Origin of the sequence: Streptomyces sp. NPDC057694 (genome assembly GCF_042799415.1) — a bacterium.
GTDB lineage: Bacteria > Actinomycetota > Actinomycetes > Streptomycetales > Streptomycetaceae > Streptomyces.
In genome coordinates this window covers 839,612-858,393 of record NZ_JBHVIX010000001.1, presented here as the reverse complement: position 1 = coordinate 858,393, position 18,782 = coordinate 839,612, and the positions used below count along the sequence as shown (strand labels likewise).

General features: G+C 72.6%; 14 protein-coding genes. 6 read left to right on the top strand and 8 right to left on the bottom strand.

Annotation, left to right across the window (positions count from 1 at the left end; all coding sequences use genetic code 11):
- Positions 1-2: 2 nt before the first annotated feature.
- Together ACFVDP_RS03990 and ACFVDP_RS03985 are read left to right on the top strand one after the other, a co-directional pair.
- On the top strand, positions 3-1,454 hold the full coding sequence (locus ACFVDP_RS03990) for a DUF1116 domain-containing protein (RefSeq protein WP_383482769.1): 1,452 nt from the start codon (positions 3-5) through the stop codon (positions 1,452-1,454).
- 46 nt (positions 1,455-1,500) lie between these two features.
- Entirely contained in the window at positions 1,501-2,829 is a 1,329-nt protein-coding gene (locus tag ACFVDP_RS03985) for a cytosine permease (protein WP_383482766.1), read from the top strand.
- Between the two features lie 24 nt (positions 2,830-2,853).
- Here the strand turns inward: ACFVDP_RS03985 and ACFVDP_RS03980 are convergent, their stop codons facing one another.
- Positions 2,854-3,879 carry an ATP-binding protein gene (locus tag ACFVDP_RS03980; RefSeq protein WP_383482763.1) on the bottom strand — a complete coding sequence of 342 codons (1,026 nt, stop codon included), beginning with the start codon at positions 3,877-3,879 and terminating at the stop codon, positions 2,854-2,856.
- Between the two features lie 348 nt (positions 3,880-4,227).
- Here ACFVDP_RS03980 and ACFVDP_RS03975 point away from each other — a divergent pair, with 348 nt between their 5' ends.
- Entirely contained in the window at positions 4,228-6,579 is a 2,352-nt protein-coding gene (locus tag ACFVDP_RS03975; protein WP_383482760.1) for a LuxR C-terminal-related transcriptional regulator, read from the top strand.
- Between the two features lie 165 nt (positions 6,580-6,744).
- Here ACFVDP_RS03975 and ACFVDP_RS03970 read toward each other — a convergent pair whose 3' ends face one another.
- From ACFVDP_RS03970 to ACFVDP_RS03945, 6 genes are all read right to left on the bottom strand, one after another.
- Positions 6,745-7,749 (bottom strand): hypothetical protein, encoded by a 1,005-nt coding sequence (locus ACFVDP_RS03970; RefSeq protein ID WP_383482758.1) that lies wholly within the window; start codon positions 7,747-7,749, stop codon positions 6,745-6,747.
- Between the two features lie 25 nt (positions 7,750-7,774).
- Positions 7,775-9,064, bottom strand: a complete 1,290-nt coding sequence (locus ACFVDP_RS03965) for a TRAP transporter large permease subunit (RefSeq protein ID WP_383482755.1) — start codon at positions 9,062-9,064, stop codon at positions 7,775-7,777.
- Positions 9,065-9,067: 3 nt separating this feature from the next.
- Complete coding sequence (locus tag ACFVDP_RS03960; protein ID WP_383482751.1) at positions 9,068-9,637, bottom strand: hypothetical protein; 570 nt, start codon at positions 9,635-9,637, stop codon at positions 9,068-9,070.
- Positions 9,634-11,766, bottom strand: a complete 2,133-nt coding sequence (locus ACFVDP_RS03955; RefSeq protein WP_383482748.1) for a hydantoinase/oxoprolinase family protein — start codon at positions 11,764-11,766, stop codon at positions 9,634-9,636. Before ACFVDP_RS03955 ends, ACFVDP_RS03960 begins: the two co-directional genes overlap by 4 nt.
- A gap of 85 nt (positions 11,767-11,851) precedes the next feature.
- The gene (locus tag ACFVDP_RS03950) at positions 11,852-13,450 is read right to left on the bottom strand and encodes an FAD-dependent oxidoreductase (RefSeq protein WP_383482745.1); all 1,599 of its coding nucleotides are present in this window, start codon (positions 13,448-13,450) and stop codon (positions 11,852-11,854) included.
- A 37-nt stretch (positions 13,451-13,487) separates the two neighbouring features.
- Entirely contained in the window at positions 13,488-14,600 is a 1,113-nt protein-coding gene (locus ACFVDP_RS03945; RefSeq protein ID WP_383482742.1) for a LacI family DNA-binding transcriptional regulator, read from the bottom strand.
- Positions 14,601-14,897: 297 nt separating this feature from the next.
- Here ACFVDP_RS03945 and manD point away from each other — a divergent pair, with 297 nt between their 5' ends.
- From manD to ACFVDP_RS03930, 3 genes are all read left to right on the top strand, one after another.
- Positions 14,898-16,142: a D-mannonate dehydratase ManD gene (gene manD / locus ACFVDP_RS03940; RefSeq protein WP_383484320.1), complete on the top strand. Its 1,245-nt coding sequence runs from the start codon at positions 14,898-14,900 to the stop codon at positions 16,140-16,142.
- 92 nt (positions 16,143-16,234) lie between these two features.
- The gene (locus ACFVDP_RS03935; protein WP_383482739.1) at positions 16,235-16,654 is read left to right on the top strand and encodes an ATP-binding protein; all 420 of its coding nucleotides are present in this window, start codon (positions 16,235-16,237) and stop codon (positions 16,652-16,654) included.
- Positions 16,655-16,753: 99 nt separating this feature from the next.
- Complete coding sequence (locus ACFVDP_RS03930; RefSeq protein WP_383482736.1) at positions 16,754-17,524, top strand: DUF1206 domain-containing protein; 771 nt, start codon at positions 16,754-16,756, stop codon at positions 17,522-17,524.
- A gap of 16 nt (positions 17,525-17,540) precedes the next feature.
- On the opposite strand, the gene ACFVDP_RS03925 is transcribed toward ACFVDP_RS03930, so the two are convergent.
- On the bottom strand, positions 17,541-18,752 hold the full coding sequence (locus tag ACFVDP_RS03925) for a sialidase family protein (protein ID WP_383482734.1): 1,212 nt from the start codon (positions 18,750-18,752) through the stop codon (positions 17,541-17,543).
- Between the last annotated feature and the right edge of the window lie 30 nt (positions 18,753-18,782).

The window sequence follows — 18,782 nt, the reverse complement described above, 5'->3', positions numbered from 1 at the left end:
TCATGAGCACCCCCGAAGCGACCACCCCCGCCGCCGCGTTGTTCGCCGCCGGCCTGAACGTCGTCAACGTCGGCCTCGCCATGTTCGACACCGACATCGCGGCCCAGGGCGCCCAGGTCACCACCCTCGACTGGACCCCGCCCGGCGGCGGCAGCGTCGAGGCGGCGCGCGCCCTCGACGCCCTGGACGCGCCCGCACTCGCCGCCCGCATCGAGGCGGCCAACGCCGAGGCAGTCGAGCGGATCACCGCCGCCCGCCCGGTGCTCATCGGCTACGGCCGCGCCCTCGACGTCGTCCCCGGCATGACCGCGACCACGATCCTGCACGCGGGCCCGCCCATAACCTGGGACCGAATGAACGGCCCGATGAAGGGCGCGGTCACCGGCGCCCTCGTCTTCGAGGGACTCGCGAAGGACCTGGCCGAGGCCGCCGAGGTCGCCGCCTCCGGCCGGATCACCTTCAAGCCCTGCCACGAGATGGACGCGGTCGGCTCGATGGCCGGCGTCACCTCCGCCTCGATGTACGTGCACATCGTCAGGAACGAGACGCACGGCAACACCGCGTACACCAACCTGTCCGAGCAGATGGCGAAGATCCTGCGGATGGGCGCCAACGACGAGTCCGTCGTCGAGCGGCTGGTCTGGATGCGGGACGTCTTCGGCCCGATGCTCAAGGAGGCCGTCGAGTTCACCGGCCCCATCGACCTGCGGCTGCTCCTGTCCCAGGCGATCCACATGGGCGACGAGTGCCACAACCGCAACGGCGCGGGCACCCTCCTGCTCTTCCAGGCCCTCGCGCCCGGCCTCCTCCAGTCGTCGTTCACGACCGCGCAGAAGAAGGAGGTCTTCGACTTCGTCGCGTCCTCCGACTACTTCTCCGGGCCGACCTGGATGGCGATGGCCAAGGCCGCCCTCGACGCCGCGAACGGCATCGAGCACTCCACGATCGTCACCACGATGGCCCGCAACGGCGTCGAGTTCGGCATCCGGATCGCCGGGCTGCCCGGTCAGTGGTTCACGGGCCCCGCGCAGCAGGTGATCGGCCCCATGTTCGCCGGGTACAAGCCCGAGGACTCCGGCCTCGACATCGGCGACAGCGCCATCACGGAGACGTACGGCTTCGGCGGCTTCGCGATGTCGGCCGCGCCCGCCATCGTCGCCCTCGTCGGCGGCACCGTCACCGAGGCGATGCAGTACACCCGGGACATGGGCGAGATCACCACGACGGCCAACCCCAACGTCACCATCCCCGCCCTCGACTTCCAGGGTCTGCCCACCGGCATCGACGTCCGCAAGGTCATCGACACCGGCATCCTGCCGATCATCAACACGGCCATCGCCCACAAGGAAGCGGGCATCGGCATGATCGGCGCGGGCATCACGCACCCCCCGGCCGAGGCATTCACCAAGGCGGTCACCGCCCTCGCCGAAGCGTTCACCGGCTCTCCCTCCTGACGGTCCCGACGCGCGCGAGCGCCCGCCCCGGAAGCCCACACACACGATGAACACACAGCACTCCGCAGTCGACCCGGCCGGCCGGCCGGACACCACGGCCCTCGACGCCGAGTACGAGCACAGCCCGGTCCCCGCCGACCGGCGCAAGTCGTTGTGGACGGTCTCGGCCGTCTGGTTCGGATTCCCGATGATCCTGACCAACGCCGTCCCCGGCGGCGTGGTCGTCGCCATGCTGGGCTTCTGGCGCGGGATGGCCGCCATCGCGGCGGCCAACCTCGTCATGCTCGTCTACGTGGGGATCCTCAGCCACCGCGCGGGCTCCACCGGCGAGAGCTTCTCGCTCCAGGCCACGCGCACCTTCGGCCGCGCCGGATACATCGTGGCCGCGGCCTTCCTCGCCACGATCGTGGTCGGCTGGTTCGCGTTCAACACCGGTGCCACCGGCGCCACCCTGCACCAGGCGTTCGGCTGGCACGAACAACTCGTCGCCGTCCTCGCCGGGCTCGGGTTCATAGCCCTGACCTACCTCGGCATCAGGGCCCTGTCCTGGCTGGGGGCGGTGGCGGCCCCGCTCTTCATCGTCGCGGGCGTGACCGCCCTGGTCATCGTCGCCGGTGACCACGACCTGGGCGCCGTCTTCTCCTACGAGGGCGTGGGCGGCGCCTCCACGCTCACCTTCGGCGCCGCCGTCTCGACGATCATGGCGACGTTCGCCGACTCCGGCACCATGACCGCCGACTTCACCCGCTGGTCCAAGAACGGCCGACAGGCCGTCCTCGCGACCATCAGCGCGTTCCCGGTGGCCAGCGTCGTCGCGCAGATCACCGGCGGTCTGGTCGTCGCGGCGGGCGCGATCGCCGCCCCGGCCGTCACCGGCGGCGACTTCCTGCCGATCCTGACCGGCGAACACTCGGGCGTCCTCAACGTGCTGGCCGCGGTGTTCGTCTTCGTCAACCTCGGCTCGGTGTGCAGCCACTGCCTCTACAACGGCGCGCTCGGCTGGTCCCATCTCACCGGCCGCACCATGCGCCTGATGACGATCGTCCTGGGCCTCGTCGGCACGGCCGCCGCGCTCGCGGGCGTCTGGGACCACTTCCTCGACTGGCTGGTGATCCTCAGCGTCTTCGTCCCGCCGCTCGGCGGGGTGCTGATCGCCGACCAGTTCTTCGCCCGCGGCGGCCGCGGCGCGATGGACCGCCGCGCGACGGTCGCCGTGCGGCCCACCGCGTTCGGCGCCTGGGCGATCGGCGCGGGCGCCGCCGCCGTCGCCCACTGGTCGGCGCCGCAGCTCTCCGACGCCGTCACCGGCCTCGTCGTCGCCGTCCTCGCGTACGCCGTGCTCGAACGGTGCTTGAGCGCGCCCGCGGAGCGTTAGGGCGCCGGGCCGGGCGGGACGTGCTCAGGAGCCGCCCCGCCCGCGCCAGGCCCGGTAGCGGGCCTGCTGCCGGGCGCTCTCCCCGAGCGCGACCAGGAGCCGCATCCCGTACGTGCGTACGGTCACCGGCAGCCAGAACGCGCCGGCCCGGCCGTGCAGCAGGGACCCCTCCGCGAGTCCGCCGAGTTCGCCCGCGACGTCCGGCAGCAGCCGGTCGGCGCAGACCGCCTCGGCGTCCCGCGCGGTGAAGGCACCGATGAAGACGGACAGCCGCGCCCACAGCAACCGCTGCGCGGGAGTGCACAGTTCGTGACTGCGGCCCAGCACGGTGCTCAGCGAGTGATGGTGCGCGGGGCGCCGGTCCGGGTCGCAGTCCGCGGGCGCGAGATCGTCCCCGGTGTCCAGGGCGTGCTCCAGCTCGCTCAGGCTCAGCGAGGAGAGCTTCGCCGCGGCGAGCTCCAGAGCGAGCGGCAGCAGATCGAGACGCCGGCACAGACTGCGCGCGAGCACGTCGTGCAGCGGTGTACCGACCAGCCCGGGCGCCGCCGCCCGCGCCCGGTCCAGGAACAGCTCCATGGCCGCCTCCTCGCTCAGCGGCCCCACGACGAGCAGCCGCTCCACCGCCGTCCGCAGCGGCAGCCTGCTGGTGACGAGGACCCGCACACCGGGACAGCGCCACAGCAGTTCGGCGACGAAGACCCGGCACGCGTCGGCGAGATGCTCGGCGTTGTCGAGGACCAGCAGCACGTCCCGGTCCGCGAGGTGGGACAGCACACCGTCGCGCACCGGGCGGCCGTCGCAGGCGTCGAACCCGACGGCGGCGGCGATCGTGTGCGGCAGCAGAGCGGCCTTGCGCAGCGGCGTGAGATCGACGACGTGCGCACCCCGCCGCGCGGCCGGCTGCGCGGCGACCACCCGGGCGAGCCGCGACTTGCCGACACCGGGAAGCCCGCTCAGGGTGAGGTGGCGGCCCTCGGCGAGCAGCGCCCCGGCCTCCGCCAGGAGCGGGCCGCGTCCCACGAACCCCGCGTCGGAGGTACTGGCGTTCATGAGGGGCTCCCGCCTGTCGTGCGCCGCCGTGAAGGACGTCCTGCCGTGTGCGGGAAACAGAGTCGGTCGGGGAGAGGATGCGCGGCGTCCGCAGGATGACCCATAGGAGGTACGGAAAACAGGGCCGGACGGTACCCGGCGGTGGGCCGTCCGGCGCATCCCGGGACGGACCCGGTGGACCGGCATACCTACGGAGACGGCCGAGCGGACCGTCCCAGCCCGTCAGTCTTTCAAACTCTCGCCTCGTACGGGCAGTTCTGTGCGGAACCGGGGTGTGGCGGTCGGTTTCCTCCCTAGCGTGATCACACGCCCCGTCACAGCAGTCCAGTCCTGGGAGCAGCACCGCTCATGAACGAACGCGCCAGCCGTCGCACCTCCGGCGAACTCCCCGCCGACGCGACCCACTTCATCGGCCGTCGCCGCGAACTCGCCCGGCTCGCCGACGTGCTCGGCCGCGCCCGGCTCGTCACCCTCACCGGACCCGGCGGCGTCGGCAAGACGCGTACCGCCGTCCGCGCCGCCCACCGGGCCCGGCGGGACTTCCCCGAAGGCGTGTACATGGTGCACCTGTCGGCGCTGACCGATCCCGCACTGCTCGCCAACACCGTGGCCGCGGCCCTCGATCTGCCCGAGCAGGCGGCCCGGCCCGCGATCGAGATCGTCGCCGACCATCTGGAGGACAAGGCGGCCCTGCTCGTCCTCGACACCTGCGAGCACCTCGTCGACGCGTGCGCCATGCTCTGCGACGCGCTGCTGCCCGCCGCGCCGAAACTGCGGATCCTCACCACCAGCAGGCAGCCGCTCGACGTGGTGGGGGAGCACGTCCTGCCGGTCCCCCCGATGGAGGTGCCCGACGGCCCGCAGGACGCCGGCGCCGCCGCGACGTGCGATGCGCTGCTGCTGTTCGAGGACCGGGCCGAGGCCGCCGTGGCCGGATTCACCGTGAACGACGACAACCGCGCCGAGGTCCTCTCCCTGTGCCGCCGCCTGGACGGCATTCCGCTCGCCATCGAACTGGCCGTCTCCCGGCTGCGCGTGCTGTCCCTGGAGGAGATGCTCGGCCGCCTCGACGACCGCTTCCGCATCCTCACCGGCGGCCGGCGCACCTCGGTCCCGCGCCATCAGACACTGCGCACCGCGATCGCCTGGAGCCACGATCTGTCCACGCAGGCGGAGCGGGTGCTGTGGGCCAGACTGTCCGTGTTCGCGGGCGAACTGAGCCTGGCGGCGGCCGAAGAAGTCTGCTCCGACGACCGGACGCTGCCGCCCGAGGACGTGCTCGACGCGCTCATCGGCCTCGTCGAGAAGTCCGTCGTCCTCCGTGTGGAGACGCCGGACGGCACCCGCTACCGGATGCTCGACACCATCCGCGAATTCGGCCTCGACCAGCTCGTCGGGACGGGCGAGGAGGACCGCACGCGCGCCCGCCACCTGGCGTACTTCCTCGGCATGGCCCGCGACTTCGACGCCCGGTGGACGTCCGACGCCCAACTGCCGCTGCTGCGCGCCCTCGTGCACGACCAGGCCAATCTGCGCGCCGCACTGGAGTACTGCGCGTCGCCGCAGGGACCGGCCTGCGACGGCCTGGAACTCGCGACCGCCCTGTCGGGGTTCTGGCACTGCACGGGGCTGCTCACCGAGGGCCGCTACTGGCTGCGCCGCGCCCTGGACGGCTGCCCCGGCGACAGCCCCACCCGCGTCAAGGCCCTCTGGCTCAAGAGCTGGTACATGGATCTCCAGGGCGAGCGCGGCAACAACGAGGTCCTGCTGACCGAGGCGGAGGAGACGGCCGCCCGGATCGGCGACCAGCGGGGCCAGGCCTGGACGCTCGCCTTCCAGGCCCACCGCCGCTACTTCGCGGGCCGCTTCGAGGGATGCGCCGACGACTTCGACGAGGCACGGTCGCGGATGTCGGGCCTCGGCGACGAGCAGGGTCTGCTCATGCTGGGCTTCTACGCGGGCTTCATGCTGATCCTCAGCGGCGACCTCGACAAGGGCATCGCCTGGTGCGACGACTCCCTCTCCCGCAACGCCGAGCACCCGCGCGAGCAGTGGGCCCGCAGCTGGGCGCTGTGGGTCAAGAGCGTCGGCCTGTGGCTGCGCGGGGACAAGGAGGGCCGGGACGCCTCGGTCGAATGCGCCCGCGAGGGCATCCGCTGCAAGGCCGTCCTGCACGACATGATGGGCCTCGCCCACTTCCTGGAGGGCCTCGCCTGGTACGCGGCGAGTCTGCGCCACTTCGAGCGGGTCGCCGTCCTCCAGGGCGCCGCCGACGCGCTGTGGCGCCGGGCCGCCAAGGAGGCACGGTTCGCCATCCCCGTGCTCCACGATCTGCACGCCGCGGCGGCGCGGGAGGCCCGGGAGGCGCTGGGCGCCGCCGGGTACCACGAGTCGTTCACCGAGGGCGGCCGGCTCTCCCCGGACGCCGCGGTGGACGCGGCGCTGCAGCAGAGCACGGCGGAGGCCGCCCCGGCGGTGCCGGCCCAGCGCCCGGGCCCCGCCGAGGGGCTCACCCCGCGCGAGCGGCAGGTCGCCGCGCTGGTCAGTGAGGGTCTGACCAACAAGGAGATCGCCGCGAAACTCGTCGTGTCGAAGCGGACGGTCGACTCCCACGTCGAGCACATCCTGACCAAGCTGGGCTTCGGGTCCCGTTCGCAGATCGCGGCGATGCACGGGCCTGGCGGCGCCGTGCGGGGGTGATCTGTTCGTCCGCGGCTCCGGTGGGGGCTGGTCGCGCAGTTCCCCGCGCCCCTGGAGATGCGCACTTCGTGCGCCACCTCCATCGATGAAGGCATGCGGCGAAGCCGCAGTCTTCAGGGGCGCGGGGAACTGCGCGAGAAGCGGCCACCGGAGCCGCGGACGAAATCAGCCCTGGGCGACCGCGATCGCCCCGGCCAGCCGCTCACCGGCCTCGTACACCATGTACGGCACCCCGCCCTGCGTACCGAACGACGGCGACGCCGAGCGCCCGTTCTCCGGCGCCTGCGACCGCGAGTCGTAGAAGACACCCAGGTGCCTGCGCAGCGAGAAGTCGGCCCCGACCTCCGTGATCATGAGGTCGCCGCCGCTCTCCTTGTCCTTGTTGTAGACGACGTACGCGGATCCGTCGCGGGTCAGCAGGTGCGGGCCGCCCACGTTGACGGCGCCGACGTCCGAGTGACGCACCAGCGGGGTCTGGTCGAAGGTCCAGTTCCTGCCGTCGGCCGACCAACCCCAGCCGATGTCACGGTGGTTGGTGGTGTTGTTCAGCATGAACAGCATCACGTAGTGGGCGCCGCGAGCCGGCAGGTCGTGCCGGAAGACCCGCGCGTACGACGTCTCGGTCGTCCCGGACGGCATCATCGACGTCGACAGGACGACCTTGTCGTAACTGAAGTGCACCCCGTCCTTCGAGCGGGCGAGCCGGGTCGTGGTGTTCTCGCCGTGGAAGTACAGCCAGAATTCCTTGGCGTCCTCGTTCCACAGCACGTGCGGGGACGAGACGTGGCTGACCGAGTAGTGCGGGTCCCACTTGTTCGACACGATCGGGTTCGCCGGGTACTCGGTGAACGGGCCCTCCAGCGAGTCCCCGTACGCCAGGCAGATGCCGCCGGGGGCGTCGTGCGGCGCGTAGTACAGGTAGTAGCGGCCCAGCGGCGACGCCAGCTTGTCGTACACCCCGCGCACGGTCGGGAAGATGATCTCTCCCGTCGGGTTGTACTTGAGCTGAGACGGCGTCAGGAGGGTGCGGACGTATGTGTAGTCGGGGAATCCGCCGGGCGCGGCCGACGCGGACGGCACGGACAGCCCGCCGAGCGCGAACGCGGCGCCGGTGACGGCGGTGGTGCGCAGGAACATACGACGGTCGAGGCCGGACTGCGGCTCTTGCATGATCGGCTCCTTGAGTCGGTGGGGATCAGAGGTAGTTGACGGCCGTGACGCACAGACCGCCGAGCGCCACCGCCCACACGTAGGGCAGCGTCCTGACCATGACCGCCTGGGGTGAGACGCCCGCGTACTGCGCGCTCCACACCGTCTGGGTGCTGGTCGGGTCGGCGACGCCGAAGACCTGGTTGTACGAGGTGGCCATGCCGAGGACGGCGACGGCCGGGTAGATGCCGGTGGCGACGAGGACACCGGCGATGCCCGCGCCGAGGCCGTACACGTTCAGCGGGCCGCGGTACAGGCACAGCGGGACGAGCAGCGTGAAGACGAGGACGAACAGCACCGCGTTCTGCGGGCTGACCGCCTTGACCAGAGGTTCCAGCGCGTCGACGGCGCCCGGCAGCTTCACCGCGGCGAGCAGGATGCCGATCGCGACGAACAGCGTCATCGGCGGCGCCGCCACCTCGAAGCCGCCGTAGAGGGTGCGCAGCAGACGGCGGTTCATCTCGCGCGGCCGCGTCGTCGTCACCAGCGCGTACAGCACCCCCGCGAGGAGCGAGGGAATGATCGCCACGTCGAGGCCGAGGGCGAGGACGAGCGGCACCACCGGCGTGAGCAGCGCGTACCAGGGGGCGTCCCCCAGCCGCTGGCGCCGGCCCGCACGCGAACCCGGCCGTTCCTGAACCGACTTGAGCGCCCAGGCGTGCTCCACTCCCCGGCGCCGCGACTCCACCAGGACGTACGCGATCGCCGCCGCCAGCGCGAACGGGAACAGCTTCAGCATGAAGCCGCGCACCGTGTCGACCGGCAGATCGAGCGCCGTGGAGAAGAACTGCCACACCGGCAGCTCGAACGGCATCCCGGCCGCGATGCCCATCAGAATGGTGCCCGCCGCGGTCACCTTCGGGATGCCCACCGCGATCATCGCGGGGATGCCGATCAGACCGGCGAGCATCGCGGCGGGCGCGGACCCGGTCACGGTGCCGACCAGCGCGGACACCGCGAGGACGCCGAGCGCCACGAACACCGGCCGGTCACCGCCGAACTCGACGATCTTGCGGACCAGGGTGCCCGCGATACCGGTCTCCTCCAGGAGCTTGCCGAGCCACGACCCGAGCAGGATCGCGATCATGGTGGCGGCGAGCGCCGGCGCGCCCTCCTGGAGCACCGTGTCGAACACGCTGTTCTTGCCGGTCAGCGGCGCGCCCGCGAGGAACGCGATCACGACGGCGAGGACCACGAGCGCGAACGCGGTGGGGAGCTTGCGGCTGAGCATGGCGGCCACTCCGGCCGCCATGACGAGCAGGATGACGACACCCATCGGTCAGTTCTCGCTTTCGCAGGACGCGGTGGCGGCCAGCGCCTCCGTCAGCAGCAGGGGATTGCGGCCCAGGCCGCACGCGGCCCGGGCATAGGCGTGCGCGGCGAGTTCGTCGGCGCCCGCGACATGCGCGTACAGGCGGCGCCGTCCGACGCGCAGCGCCGTGTGGCCGAGGGCCCGCTTGAACTCGGCCCGCACGGGGGCGTGCTGGAGCCAGGCGTGCGCCTGCTCGTGGGCGAGCGCCGCCGCCCGCACGGAGCCGTGCGGGAACCAGTGCCGCCAGCCTCGCTCCTCGATCAGCCGCTCGGCGCGGTCGATCGTGTCGACGTACAGCTCGACCGTCGCGGGGCGCGACCGGTACCGGGCGAGGAGCCCGGCCGCGAGCCCGCCGTCCCGCTCCTCGATCCGGACCGGTACCGGCTGCGGGGTCATGCGACCGCCGAACTCGGTTGCTGCCAATGCCCATTGACGGAGAGTCACGTCATCGCGTCCCTCGTGCGTGGGCGTCCCGGCGAGCAGCCGCACCGCAAGCTCCACGTCCTCCTCCGCGACGTCCTCCTCCGGGCCGCTCATGTCCGTGACTCCACGACCGCGACCACCGGCTCGTCGGCGCCCCGGGTGCGCAGTTCGCTGCGGGCCAGTGCCAGCAGGGCCTCCGGTTCGAGGACGCCGGACAGATCCGCGATCCGCCCGCCGACCAGAAGCCGCACGGCCGGGGCGCGGACACCGCCGTCGCCGTACGACGTCGCGTCCCGCACCAGCGAGGCGAGCGCCTCACCGGACGCGCCGACCGTCGTGGTCGACACGCGCGCGTCCGGCACGCCGAGGCGCACCACGCCGTCCGCGTCCACCACCCGCACCGGCTGCCGGTCCTTGCGGAACCTGCGGTGCACCTCGGTGCCGTACACGGTGTACGCGTCCGTCCCCGCCAGCACCTTCACCCGCGTGGCCTGCGCCTTGAGGCTGGTGGCGGCGGCACTCAGCCGTTCGGTGTCGTCGGCGCGGTGCGCCCGGTCCTGGGTGCGCAGTTCGGTCGCGCCGGTGGCGACGGCCCGCACCGTGCTGGTCTGCGGGTCGACCGTCACCTCCACCTCGACGCCGTCGGCGGCGGCGCCCTGGGCGACGACCGCCCGCTCGGCCTCGGCGCGCACCGCGAGGATCTGCTCCTGCGTGGCGCCGGGGATGATCCGCTCGACCTGCTCGCGGACCAGCGCGAGGGCCACGCCGATCGGGCTGATCACCTCGCTGTGCCGGGCGATACGCCCTTCGAGACCGGCCTCGGCGGCCAGATGCGGGGTCACCGCCGCCGCGCCGCCACCGCCGCCGACCAGGACAGCGGTGTCCCGGTCGAGCCGGTAGTCCCGCATCATCGCGTCCACGACCGACCTGACCTGCGCCGTACCCGCGTCGAGGACGGCCCCCGCGGCGCCCGCCACGTCCGTGCCGAGCGCGGCGGCCAGCGGCGCGAGCGCGGCCCGCGCCACCTCCTGGTCGCAGCGCGCGAAGTCGCCCTCGGGCACCCGGCCCAGCGCGTTCGCCGCGCACGTCATCGTCACCGCGAACCGGCCGCCCGCCGCGTCGAGCACCAGATAGTCGTCCGGGTCGCCCGCCATCGGCCGGACCGTCGCGATCCGCGCGTCCCGCAGCTCGTCGGCCGTGGCGAAGCACGCGTACGGCAGCCCGGCGATGTGCGCGCTGCGCGGGCCGACGCCCACCACCCGGTTCCCCGCGATCCGTACCATGGAGCCGCCGCCGACCCCCACGGTGCGTACGTCGAGCGCGTTCAGGTACGAGGTCCGGCCGAGGACCGTCGCGTGCCGCACCGCCACCTTGCCGCGCCGCACCACGCTGATGTCCGTCGACGTGCCGCCCGTCTCCAGGAACACGCCCTCGCTGATCCGCTCCTGCATCAGCGCGCCCGCGACGCCCGCCGCGGGCCCCGACAGGATCGTGAGCAGCGGGCGCCGGCGCATCTCGTCCAGTGACATGACACCGCCGTCGCAGCGCATCACCATCAGCGGCGCCGTCACCCCGGCCTTCGTGATCGACGCGTCCACGAGATCCGCCGTGGCGAGCATCCGGGGCAGGATCGCCGCGTTCACCACGGCCGTCCGTGTCCGCTTGTGCAGCCCGTACAGCGAGGTGATCTCGTGGGCCGCCGTGAGCGGAAGACCGGAGGCGCGCGCCGTGTCCAGGACCGCTTCCTCACCCTCGGGACGGTCCACGCCGAACGGCTCGGTGGCCACGAGGACCTCGGCCCCCGCCTCTCGAACCCGGTCCACCGCGGCGCGCACGGCGTCCGCGTCGAACGGGTCGGCCACATGCGCGTACGTCAGCGGCAGCCGTTTGCCCGGGGTGAGTTCGAGCCGGCCGAACGACGCCAGCCGGCGCGTGAACACCGCCCCCGCGCCGCCGCCGATCCCGATCAGGCCGACCTTCGCGACGTCTCCCTCCAGCAGGGCGTTCGTCGCCTGGGTCGTGCCGTGCGCCAGGAACGTGACCTCCGCCGGGATCCGGCCGACCTCCTCCAGGAGCCGTTCGAGCGCCTTGACGATGCCGTGGGCGACACCGTCCTCGTGGTGATGGCTGGTGGGCACTTTCACCTGGCCCACCAGGGCGAGCGTCGCGGCATCCACGGCCACGGCGTCCGTGAACGTGCCGCCCACGTCGATGCCGACGCGGATACGACGGTCAGGGGTCATGTCAGGGCACCTCCTTGTGCTTTGACGTGCGTACGTTGCTGAAGGCGTGGGGGGGGGAGAGAAGGGGAAGGGGAGGCCGGTGGTGTCAGTAGCCGCGGACGTCGGGCCAGTGCCGCTGCACGCCCGACCGGTCCAGGACCCGCGCGAACTCCTCGAACCGCTTGTCCTCGGCCTGCACCTGCTGCGGCTCGACCTCCTCGGACAGGCAGTGGGCGGCGAGCGCGCCCGCGACCTCGCCGATGTTCCACTCGACGGGGTGCAGCCGGTAGCAGCCGTTGGTGATGTGGGTGGTGCCGATGTTCTTGCCGGCCGGCAGCAGATTGCGCACCCGGCGCGGGACGAGCGCGCCCAGCGGGATCTCGAACGGCACCGAGCCGATGTCGATGTAGGAGTCGCCGCCGGTGGAGGGGTGCAGATCGATGCGGTAGTTGCCGACGCCGACCGGGTCGCGGTACCGGGTCCTGCCGTACGGGCCGACGACGTCGATGGCGACGTCCTGCTCGACGACCGTCGTCACCGCCTTGATGCGCCGCGACTCGCGCACGTACGCCGACTTGGCGAGACCGTCGGCGGTGCCGGTGACGTCCGGGCGGATGCGCAGGCCCGGGAAGCCCGTGCCGCCGTCGGCGCGCGGCGCCTCGGTCTGCAGCCAGTACAGGACCGAGAGCGACAACTGCCGCGCCTCGCGCAGCGCTTCGGCCTCCTGCCCGATGTACGGCTTCAACCAGTAGTCGTTCAAGGGCCAGTTGACGAGCGTAATGTCCGAGTCGAAGGCGCCGGGACGGTGCAGCTTGCGGGCCAGGATCCGGCGGAAGCCCCACAGCTCCTTGTCGCCCGCGTCCGCGCTCTGGTCGGCACTGACCGCGAGTGGGTCGAGATCGGGGTTGGGCACGAAGGTGCGGGGGACCGGCTCCAGGGTGCGCGGGTCGGGCGCCTCGAAGCCGAGCAGCGGGCCCGGCCAGAAGTCGGGCCGGTAGTCGCGCCAGAAGGCGTAGTCCCGCGGCCGCTCGATCGTGTGGTCCTCGCCCTCGTGGTGCGAGAGCGCGAAGCAGACGGTGATGCCCTGCTGGTTGTCGGGCTGCGCCTCGGCCGGGGCGTGCGGCTCGTCGAACTCGCCCTGCGCCTCGGCACCGTTGGCGTGCTCCACGTCCGCGAGCGCGAGGAGTTCGCCGGTCTCCGTGGCGTCGATGACGTACCGGGCGGTGACCGTCCTGAGCGTGTCGGCCCGCAGATCGCGCAGGGTGACGGCACGGATGACATCGTTGTCCGCCTCGGCGGAGACGGCCCGGTGCTCGGTCAGGACGGTCAGCAGCCCGGACGCCCGGTGCGGGGCGAGCATCGCATCGAGCACCGCGAGCGCGATCCGCGGCTCGTGGCACAGCTTGCTGACGCGGCCCGCGCCCGGGTTGAGGTCCGCGAGGCCGAGCGCCTCGCCGCGCAGCGGGTACCACTGCCGGTAGTAGGCCCGGATGCCCTCGCGCAGCGCCCGGTACGACGCCGTGCTGCCGAACTGCTCCACCCACGGGTGCTCGTCCGGGGGCACAGCCTGCGCGGTGAGCTGGCCACCGATCCAGTCGGTCTCCTCGGTCATCACCACGCGCCGGCCCGCCCGGCAGGCGGAGAGCGCCGCGGCGACACCGCCGAGGCCGCCGCCGACGATCAGGATGTCCGGTTCGGCTATCACTGTGCTCCTTGGGGTTGTGCCTCAACTGCCAGACAGATCAAGAAAGTTGAACGGGGCCCGGTCCGGCCGTCGTGCCGGACCGGAAGTCGCACGCCACCAGCGGTTCCTGGGCCTGCTCACCGGCGACCAGCGCGGCGAGCAGCCGGACCGCCGCCGCGCCGAGCGCGTGCCGGGGCACGTCGAAGCCCATCGGTACCGGCTCCCCGGCCGCGACATCCGGCGGGGGGCTGCCGAGCAGGGCCAGCGACACGTCCTCGGGGCAGGACAGCCCGGCCGCCCGCACGGCAGCGGTCGTCGCCCGCCAGGCGGCCCCGGTGTCCGTCTCCTCGGCGACGAACGCGCTGACGCCGTCCGCGACCAGCGCCCGGACCCGGTCCGCCGTCAGCTCGGCCACCGGATCGGCGCACCGCAGCACCGCGTCGGCGCCGCCCGGCAGACCGGCCCGCGCGAGCCCGTCGAGAAAGCCCTCCTGACGGTCGCCGGAGGCGGGGGCGTCGTCGTCCTCGCGCACCAGCACGATCCGCCGGTGCCCCAGCGCGGCCAGCCGGGACACGACGTCGCGGCTCGCGCTGACATAGTCGGCGCCCACCCAGGCGAGCCCTTCGAGCTCCTCGCGGCGCCCGAGGTGCACCACGGGGAAGCCGTCGGCCACCATGCGCTTCAGCTCGGCGCGCGGCACGTGGCGACCCAGGAAGAGACACCCGTCGGCGAGCCGCACCCGGCTGAGCGCGTCGGGGCCCGCGGCCCCCGCGCCGCCGCTGCTCGACCCGGTGAACAGCACGAGGTCGTAGCCGCGCGCGGCCGCCTCCTGCTCCACGCCGACCAGGAACGGGTAGTACGAGTGCTGCACGTCGGTCGGGAACGTCGCCGTGAAGGAGAAGACGCCCAGCAGGTTGTTGCGCGCGGCGGCCAGTCTGCGGGCCGCCGGGTCCGGGACGTAGCCCAGAGACCGTGCCGCGTCGAGGACGCGCTTGCGGGTGTCCTCCGAGATCGTCGCGCCCTTGCCGTCACGGCGGGCGTTGAGCACCAGCGAGACGGTCGCCTGCGAGACCCCGGCGAGGCGTGCCACCTCGGCCTGGCGCGGCCGGGACGTCCGCCCCGTCGGGGACGGGGCCCGGCCCGGCTTCGCACGCTTCCTGGGTTGTTCCACGCCTGCCGCTCCTCGCTGGATCGCCGCGTCCGCCGCTGATGACGCGAGCTGGTAATGCGTATTACCTAATGCGCATTAGCCCGTACTGTGCGCGTGCGGCCGCAACCCGGTCAAGGGGTGGGACGGAACTTTCCGGTCGGGGCGGCCCGGGGCGGTCTACCCCCGGGCCGCAGCAAGATCTACGGTGCGGTCGGCGCCTTCGCCACATCCTCGATCGAGGGAGATGTCCACGTGTCCACCGCACGGCCCGCGCAGAGCACCCAGGAACCCGGCGTCGCCCGGGACTCCGCCACCCGCATCGCCTCCGCCGAGGTGCTCGTCGCCTCGCCCGGCCGCAACTTCGTGACCCTGCGCCTGACCACCGAGGACGGGGTCGTCGGACTCGGCGACGCGACCGTCAACGGCCGCGAACTGGCCGTCGCCTCCTACCTCGACGACCACGTCACCCCGCTGCTCACCGGGCGCGACGCCCACGCGATCGAGGACACCTGGCAGTACCTCTACCGGGGCGCGTACTGGCGGCGCGGCCCCGTCACCATGGCGGCGATCGCGGCGGTCGACACGGCACTGTGGGACATCAAGGCGAAGCTCGCGGGCCTGCCCCTCTACCAGTTGCTCGGCGGCCGCAGCCGGCGCGGATGCCTGGCCTACGGGCACGCCAGCGGCGCCGACCTGGAGGAGCTGTTCGACTCCATACGCGACCACCTCGACCAGGGGTACCGCGCCATCCGCGTCCAGAGCGGCATCCCGGGACTCGGCTCCGTCTACGGCGTCGCCTCCAGCGCGAACGCCGCGGTCGGCGAGGACGGCGCCACCTCCCGCTACGACCACGAACCCGCCCGGCGCGCGAGCCGGCCGGTCGAGGAGGAGTGGGACACCCGCGCCTACCTGCGGCACGCCCCCAAGGTGTTCGAGGCGGTGCGCGCCGAGTTCGGCCCCGAACTGCCCCTCCTGCACGACGCCCACCACCGCCTGACGCCCATTCAGGCGGCTCGCCTGGGCAAGGACCTGGAGCCGTACGACCTGTTCTGGCTGGAGGACGTCACCCCGGCGGAGAACACCGCGATGCTGCGCCGCGTCCGTGAGCACACCACGACACCGCTGGCCATCGGCGAGGTCTTCAACACCATCTGGGACTACCGCGAGCTGTTCGAGGAACAGCTCATCGACTACGTCCGCTCGCCCGTCACCCACGCCGGAGGCATCACCGCGCTGCGCCGGATCCTCGACTACGCGGCCGTCTACCAGATCAAGTCGGGCGTCCACGGCCCCACGGACATCTCCCCGGTCGGCCTCGCCGCCGCCCTCCACCTGGGCGTCGCGATCCCCAACTTCGGCATCCAGGAGTACATGAAGCACTCCCGCGCCACCGACGAGGTCTTCCGGCCTGCCTACCGGTTCACCGACGGCCTGCTCACCCCGGGCGAGGAGCCCGGTCTCGGCGTCGGCTACGACGACGAGGCGGCCCGGGCGCACCCCTACGCCCCCGCCTACCTCCCCGTGAACCGGCTCCAGCTCGACGGATCCCTGCACGACTGGTGAGCCCTCGCAGGAGTGCCGCCCCGGAGCCCGGGCAGGCGGGAGGTGACAGGCGGACATCCACGCACCCAGCGATCTCAGGAGGAAGCCTCGACATGAGCGCTCTCCACATGCCCGATGCGGGGCGCACGACCTGTTCGCAGGCGCGGGCCGAGACCAGCGCCGCCGTCCAGCCGCTGTGCGCGGCGGTCCCGTGGCGCCTGGCGCGCAGGCTGTCCGAGGACGCGATGCTGGTGGCCGGCGAACTGGTCTCCAACGCGCTGCGCCACGGGGACGGGATGACCCGCTTCAGTGCCTGCGTCCACGACCGCGACCTGGTGATCCGGGTCCGCGACCGCAGCGCGCACCTCTCGGGCGACCAGCCCTACGATCCGGCGCGGCCCGGTGGCTTCGGCTGGATGATGATCCAGCACCTGTCCCGCCGCGTCAGCATCGACCGGCACGACGACGGCAAGACCATCACCGCGGTCCTGGCCGGGGTACGACCGGGCGAAGAGGCGCTCGTCAGGAGTTGACCGCGGATCCGGGGGCAACTGGGTCTCATGGCAACTGGATCGGTCGGAACACAAGGTCTCGGACACGCCCGGCGTGCGGCGAGGAGCCCGGCGGTCGCGATGGCGGCCCGCGCGGGCTTCGTCGCCCGCGGGGTCATCTACGTACTGATCGGACTGCTCGCCCTGCGCATCGCCTTCGCCGACGGCGGCGGCAAGCAGGCGGACCGCGGCGGAGCCGTCGCGGAGATAGCCGACAAGCCCTTCGGCACGGTCGTGCTGTGGCTGCTCGGCGCCGCACTGGCCGGAATGGCCCTGTGGCGGCTGTCCGAGGCGGCGTTCGGACAGGCGGGCGCCGACGGGAAGAAGGCGAGCAAGCGGGCGATGGCCGCCGGCCGTTTCGTCTTCTACGGGTTCGTCTCCTACTCGGTGCTGTCCTTCGCCGCCGGTGACAAGTCCAGCGGCAGCGGCAGTTCCGACAAGAGCTCGAAGGACGTCACCGCGACGGCGCTGGACTGGCCGCAGGGGCAGTGGATCGTGGCCGCCGCCGGTCTCGGCGTCGCCGTCGCGGGTGTGTGGATCGCCGTACGGGCCGTCCTGCGCAAGTTCCACAAGCACCTGAAGATGTCCGAGCTGTCGGGCCGTACCCGCAAGGCCGTCGACTTCTTCGGGGTGTTCGGCGGCGCCTCCCGCGGCACGGTCTTCGCCGTCGCGGGAGGGTTCGCCGTCGCTGCCGCCCTCCAGCACGAGCCGGGCCGGGCCAAGGGCATGGACGACACCCTGCGCTCCTTCACCGACACCCCGGCCGGGCCCTGGCTGCTCGTACTGATCTCCGTCGGCCTCGCCGCCTTCGGGATCTTCTCCTGGGCGAACGCCCGCTGGCGCAAGGTCTGAACGATCGTGCCGGGCGTCAGCCCGGCACGGCGGCCGACGCGAAGTACGGCTTGCACACCGTCCCGTCGTAGTCGGTGGCGATCTCCAGCAGGCCGGTGCCGTCCGTCGACGGCAGCAGCGCCGAGCTGTAGTTGGGGCAGTAGTCGACGGTCGTCGACGTCACCGACACAGGGGCCTGGATCTCGCGCCAGGTGCCGGAGCCGCCCGCGTCGTTGACCCAGACGGTGCCGCCGCTGCCGGAGGCCGGGGACCCGTCGGCGTTGTACATCACCTGCCCGACGAGGAAGAGCCGGCCGCTCGGACTGCCCGCCAGCGGGGACCAGGCGACGGTCGGGGCATGCTTGAAGTACTTGCCGTCCGGGGTCTCCGGCCGGAAGCCGAGATGCGTGGGATCGCCCCAGTTCCAGCCGTCGGACGAGGTCCGGTAGTGCACGACGCACACGTACTGGCCGCTCGCCGCGCAGATCTCGTACGACATGAAGTACGAGCCGTCGCCGAGTCGCCGCACCACGGCCATGCCGGGCCGGTCCGAGGCCAGTGCGCTGGCGACGGTGTCGTGGTGGCCGGTCCAGGTGACGCCGTCGGAGGTGCGGGCCGCCACCAGCTTCTGGCTGTGCACCCCGTCGGTCTCGTCGGAGTAGTGGCACACCAGGTTGCCGTCGGCGTCGACGGAGAACTCGGGCTCCCACAGACCCTTGTCGTTCGTGGCCGTGGCCACCGTGGACAGATAGCTCCAGGTGCGGCCGACGTCATTGCTGCGGAAGACCCGGATGGCCATCCGGCGGCCGGTCTCGTCCTGGCCGACCGAGGACGCCCAGAGCAGGGTGCCGGCGGGCAGGGAGCCCACGGCGCGGGGCAGTTCGAAGAGGGTGGAGCAGCACAGACCCCGGCCGCCCGCCGCCTCCGGGTCGCCGACCGAGCCGACCTGCGTGAAGGTGGCCCCGCCGTCGGTGCTCTCGTGGATCGCGCCGAGCCCGTCGTTGCCGGAGAACGTGACCACGGACGCGAGGACACGCCCATTGGCCGCGCCGCTGTGCTCAAGCCGCACGGCTCGTGGATACAGCCCGGTCCCGTCGCGCAGCAGGGTGCCGGTCGCCGCGTGCGCCGTCGTCGGCGGCGCGATCAGGGCGACCAGCAGACCGAGCAGAAGCGCGACGAGCAGCGGCGGACCGGCCGCCGCCGGCCGGTCCGCCGATGGGCGGGTGAAGATGCGTGGCCGGGACGTCATCGGGCCTCCTGCGAGCCGTGGGGGAGGGGC

Coding starts and splice junctions, on each gene's coding strand:
- ACFVDP_RS03990 (WP_383482769.1), top strand. CDS start 3: ATGAGCACCCCCGAAGCGACCACCCCCGCCGCCGCGTTGTTCGCCGCC.
- ACFVDP_RS03985 (WP_383482766.1), top strand. CDS start 1,501: ATGAACACACAGCACTCCGCAGTCGACCCGGCCGGCCGGCCGGACACC.
- ACFVDP_RS03980 (WP_383482763.1), bottom strand. CDS start 3,879: ATGAACGCCAGTACCTCCGACGCGGGGTTCGTGGGACGCGGCCCGCTC.
- ACFVDP_RS03975 (WP_383482760.1), top strand. CDS start 4,228: ATGAACGAACGCGCCAGCCGTCGCACCTCCGGCGAACTCCCCGCCGAC.
- ACFVDP_RS03970 (WP_383482758.1), bottom strand. CDS start 7,749: ATGCAAGAGCCGCAGTCCGGCCTCGACCGTCGTATGTTCCTGCGCACC.
- ACFVDP_RS03965 (WP_383482755.1), bottom strand. CDS start 9,064: ATGGGTGTCGTCATCCTGCTCGTCATGGCGGCCGGAGTGGCCGCCATG.
- ACFVDP_RS03960 (WP_383482751.1), bottom strand. CDS start 9,637: ATGAGCGGCCCGGAGGAGGACGTCGCGGAGGAGGACGTGGAGCTTGCG.
- ACFVDP_RS03955 (WP_383482748.1), bottom strand. CDS start 11,766: ATGACCCCTGACCGTCGTATCCGCGTCGGCATCGACGTGGGCGGCACG.
- ACFVDP_RS03935 (WP_383482739.1), top strand. CDS start 16,235: ATGAGCGCTCTCCACATGCCCGATGCGGGGCGCACGACCTGTTCGCAG.
- ACFVDP_RS03930 (WP_383482736.1), top strand. CDS start 16,754: ATGGCGGCCCGCGCGGGCTTCGTCGCCCGCGGGGTCATCTACGTACTG.
- ACFVDP_RS03925 (WP_383482734.1), bottom strand. CDS start 18,752: ATGACGTCCCGGCCACGCATCTTCACCCGCCCATCGGCGGACCGGCCG.